1 pseudogene is annotated in these 202 nt (G+C 68.8%); it reads right to left on the bottom strand.

The window, feature by feature from the left end:
* Nucleotides 1–202 (bottom strand): annotated as a pseudogene (locus IH44_RS0140395) (methionine ABC transporter ATP-binding protein); the annotation flags it as partial.

Here is a 202-nt window from a genome sequence, read left to right as displayed (position 1 = left end):
GATCCGGCCCGCGTACATGACGGCGATCTTGTCCGCGACGTCGGCGACCACGCCGAGGTCGTGGGTGATCAGGATCAGGCCCATGTGGTACTCGGCCTGGAGCTCGGCGAGCAGGTCCATCACCTGGGCCTGGACGGTGACGTCCAGCGCGGTGGTGGGCTCGTCCGCGATGATCAGGTCCGGCTCCAGGGCCAGCGCCATG

The sequence above is a fragment of the Kitasatospora sp. NRRL B-11411 genome, from assembly GCF_000721345.1.
Classification (GTDB): Bacteria; Actinomycetota; Actinomycetes; order Streptomycetales; family Streptomycetaceae; genus Kitasatospora; species Kitasatospora cineracea.
The sequence above is the reverse complement of the archived record's forward strand: the minus strand, read 5'-3'. Positions and strand labels throughout refer to the sequence as shown.